Annotated in this window: 3 protein-coding genes and 1 pseudogene; 3 read left to right on the top strand and 1 reads right to left on the bottom strand. The window is 63.8% G+C overall.

All coding sequences use genetic code 11. The annotated features are described in order from the left end of the window. The 3 genes from ACFVJ3_RS49240 to ACFVJ3_RS49230 all read left to right on the top strand — a co-directional run. On the top strand, nucleotides 1–251 hold a 251-nt coding region (locus ACFVJ3_RS49240; RefSeq protein WP_378459003.1), incomplete at its 5' end, for a hypothetical protein. 1,160 nt (nucleotides 252–1,411) lie between these two features. Next, nucleotides 1,412–1,552 carry a hypothetical protein gene (locus tag ACFVJ3_RS49235; protein WP_378459002.1) on the top strand — a complete coding sequence of 47 codons (141 nt, stop codon included), beginning with the start codon at nucleotides 1,412–1,414 and terminating at the stop codon, nucleotides 1,550–1,552. 165 nt (nucleotides 1,553–1,717) lie between these two features. Next, the gene (locus ACFVJ3_RS49230; RefSeq protein ID WP_378459004.1) at nucleotides 1,718–1,990 is read left to right on the top strand and encodes a hypothetical protein; all 273 of its coding nucleotides are present in this window, start codon (nucleotides 1,718–1,720) and stop codon (nucleotides 1,988–1,990) included. 1,117 nt (nucleotides 1,991–3,107) lie between these two features. Here ACFVJ3_RS49230 and ACFVJ3_RS49225 read toward each other — a convergent pair. Continuing rightward, nucleotides 3,108–3,434 (bottom strand): annotated as a pseudogene (locus tag ACFVJ3_RS49225) (DUF4193 domain-containing protein). Nucleotides 3,435–3,569 lie beyond the last annotated feature (135 nt).

Genomic DNA, 3,569 nt, shown 5'->3' with positions numbered 1-3,569 from the left:
CGGTGTGTCTTTGGCGGACGCCCGACACCTACCACACGGCAGGTCTCGAGCGGGGGGACCGCCACCTAAACTTCTACGAGACCCGGGACAACCTCTTTTCCTTCTCCGGCTCCGCGATGCCGATCCTGGTGCGTTTTGCCCACGCCTGGAAGTCACGGGGTAATGCCCCGGGCAGGGGTTCGGCCGGGAGTGCTTTTCGCACTCTCGAGCAGGATCTGCGGGACATGGCCGACGACCTGACGCAGGACTGAATCGGAGAGACCTACCCGGATCCGCCCACCGTTGCCTGCTGCCCTGATCACAACGATCCGCGCCGATACCGCGCTATGCTGCGTCTACAGCACCACCCGAGGCCGGTCGTCGATATTCGCTCTGCGCCGTGACGGTCCGAAACGGCTGACTATGACTGGTGGACAACGTGGTTCGCGTGCGAGTCGGAAGCGGTCTGCCGAGCTCGGGTGTGCCGATGGTCTGCGTCGTGTCCGGGCGGCGAAGGGCGGCGCCGAGGATGAGTGCGCAGAAGTAAACGAACGAGATGGGAGGCGACGGTGACTCGCTCCGAGGGTGACACGTCAGCCGAGGTCGCCGCGTCGGAGATGCCCACAGGGGCGGCGGACCGGTAGATGTGTTGAGGCGCAGCCAAGCGCAGCCCCCGCCAACGATGTATATCAGTTGGCAGGGGCGCTACACGGACAACCTGCACGTAGTAACGAGCAGCGCATCAATGATCTTCGTGAGCCGGAGCCCGGAAGTCCAGGGAGTGTGATCCACGCCATTGCATTATTTCAGCACCGCTGAATAACCGACCAGTAAGTGTGATCTCGACGCTTCCTTGCGGTGCGTGCACGATCCGGTGGGAGTTGCCCAGTCGCGATCGGCGCGAGCCTGCGGCAGGGGTGGTACTGCCGGAATTGGTGTGTTCTCCTTCGCCATAGCAATGCGAGTGGATTTCGGCATCGAATGATTGCGTGAGAATCCCGTATCGATCGGGACGCCGATTGTTCTGTGCTGCAGCGTCTCCCAGCAGTGCTCGTAGCTGTTCTGCGGAATCGAGTATGTGCGGCGAGTTGCTCACCTACCGTTGTGGCTGATGGCCAACGGCCCAGTCGGATCAGTGCCGGCGGCCGGGTCGGCACCCCCGCACGATTTGTGCTGGTGCAGCGAAATGCTTGGGCAACATGGTTCGGGCACCGGCTGTGTGACGTAGAACACAGCCAAATTTGTGGGAGAAGCCTGGCGCTCGGGGGTGTTCGGTTGCAACCCTGAGCCGAGACCCAAACCTCCAGACCCAAATACGGGACTGGGTGTAGGTATTTCGGCCGATGTGCAGGTGTCGAAGTCGGTCCAAGGTAGTTGGTGCGCGTCATCGACGTGGCAGTCGAGAACATCTGCACGTGAGAGAAGAGTTGTCATGGCACGGATCGCCGGGTACCTGGGCTCCAGTCTGCTGAATACGTTGCGGGTCGGTGTGGTTGGCACTGTTCTGTACGCCGGGCTCATCATGGGCGTGGTTGTGGTGGCGGTGTGGAAGTTCCCGATGCCTGGCGTGTAGGCCCGCGGCGACTCATGGTCCGCCGCCGATTCCCGGTGAGTGAAACACTCGGTGGCAGTTCGGCGATAGAGCTGACAGGGGCGTGGTTGTGCTCATGGCTCCGCGTCGCCGGTGATCAACGCGCGGTACCTGTAACGGACGCCTGTTGGTGTGGAAGGAATGACAGTGTTCGGGACGGGCATGGGCGCGATGGTTGGTCTACTGGTGGTCGCATTGGTGGTGGTCCCCGTCTCGTTCGGTGTGGCGGCACGAGCGGACGCGAAGGTCCGCCGTGTCTCGGAGTCCCAAGCGTCCGATCTGAACCCACGGGGATCGGCCGCGGACGTGCACGAGAGGTGCGATCGGTGGCGGCAGTTGGCAACGCGGGCGTGGTTGATCTGCGGCGGCGCCTCGCTGGTTGCGGTAGCGGTCGTGGGTGTACTGATCTGTGTCGGGTGAGGGCGACGACGTAAGCAGGCGGGCGAGGGTGTTGGTTCGCGGTTGTCAGTGCGGGGCGGGCTGAGCCCTCGACGTCGAGTCTGCGGCTCGAGTATCAGCGGAAGATGAAACTATCTCGGCCGCTGTGGCATACGCGCCCGGGGTCGCCGGAGATGCGGTGAAGCCCAGGTGAGCCGAAGCGGCCCGGTCGGAGTGTAGTCCGCTCCGGCCGGGCCTCGCCGGGACGTGCAACAGGTACCCGCCGCGTGAGCCCTGACCGCGCTCGTCACGCGGTGCGCGTCCGGGAAGGGGTGCGCGCCAGTCGGGCGGTGCGGTTCCGCGTTGGTGTACGTGGGTGGGTGGCTTCGCTGATGTCTCCTCAGGCGTGCGGCGGCGTGTGAAATGGTCGACCGGATTTGCGGATGTCGGCGGAACGGTGTGCACCAATCCCTCCTAGTCGATGGAGGTTTGGCTGGCGCAGTATCGGATTATCGACCTGCTCCTTCGTGTTCCGATGCGAGGAAATGGTAGATCCGCCGCCCGCCCCGATCGTCGAAATGTGACCCACGCCACATGCTTTTCTCGGGTTGTCCGAATCTACGGCCGGCGGCCGGCGGTGCAAGCTCACCCGCTCAAGAAACGCGCATTCGACTCCGGGCGTTGGATCGGCGCGGCGGATTCGGTGCCTGACCGATCGACGGCCGGTAACGATCCTCCGCGATCACCGACGTGGAGGCCGGGATCGCGGCCGCGGACTGGTGCACAGCGCCCGGTGGTGGATGCGGATTCCGGGTTGGCGTTGGTGTGCGTCCGCGGGCCGCAGTGCCGATGGGCGGACCTGCTCTTGGCTGGGGATGAAGTGGGGGAGCGCTGACCTGGCTGGCACGGGACGCCGACGAGATCACCGAGCAGTACCGACGCGATCGCCCCGAAAGCGGCACACCGGTGTCGTGACAGCCGTGGAGCTGACCGGGGGGAGCCGGGCGGTGTTGACCCGGTGGTGTGTGCCGTCTACGGCCCGTTGGAGGAGCTCGCAGGCCTATGTCTCAATGGGTGTTTGGTGCCTGTTGCGGTTTCATGCCGCGGTGATGACTTCGGTCAGGTGGTGACCTCAAAGGGCGCAACATGTTTCGAAGAGCTAGGAGATGTCCGCGCGTCCGGGTGTATCGATTTCTCGGGCGCAGTCCCGGCAGATCCGCTGCGCAGCGTCAGCGAGTCGGCTGCGGTGGCGGACCAAAGAGCAACTGGTGCAAGTAAATTAATTTTCCTGCTTTGGGACAACGCGGACGGTGAGTTCTTCACCGGACAGGTCGGCACCGGGCAGTTCGAAGGATTCGGCGGTGTCGGTGTCCTCGACGTCGACGACGGGGGACTAGGTGTCTTTCCGGCTTGCGGTCAGCTGTTCGAGGGACGCGTCCGTCTCATCGGATTCGGTGACTCTCGGCGCGTCGTAGTCGGTGGCCATGACTGTTCGTTCCTCATGCACTGGGTGTTCGGACCCGCCGGACTAGTACACTGTCGCGGCTAAGTATTGGGATATAGATGGCGGAGCTTGATGCGGGCGTCGTCGGTGGTGAAGTGCCACTGGACCTGACGTTGA

Source organism: Rhodococcus sp. NPDC127593 (assembly GCF_042671975.1).
In the GTDB taxonomy this organism is placed as follows: domain Bacteria; phylum Actinomycetota; class Actinomycetes; order Mycobacteriales; family Mycobacteriaceae; genus Rhodococcus_F.
The sequence above is the reverse complement of the archived record's forward strand: the minus strand, read 5'-3'. Positions and strand labels throughout refer to the sequence as shown.

Excerpts from the sequence above, each read along its gene's own strand:
- ACFVJ3_RS49235 (WP_378459002.1), top strand. The coding sequence starts at position 1,412 with ATGGCACGGATCGCCGGGTACCTGGGCTCCAGTCTGCTGAATACGTTG.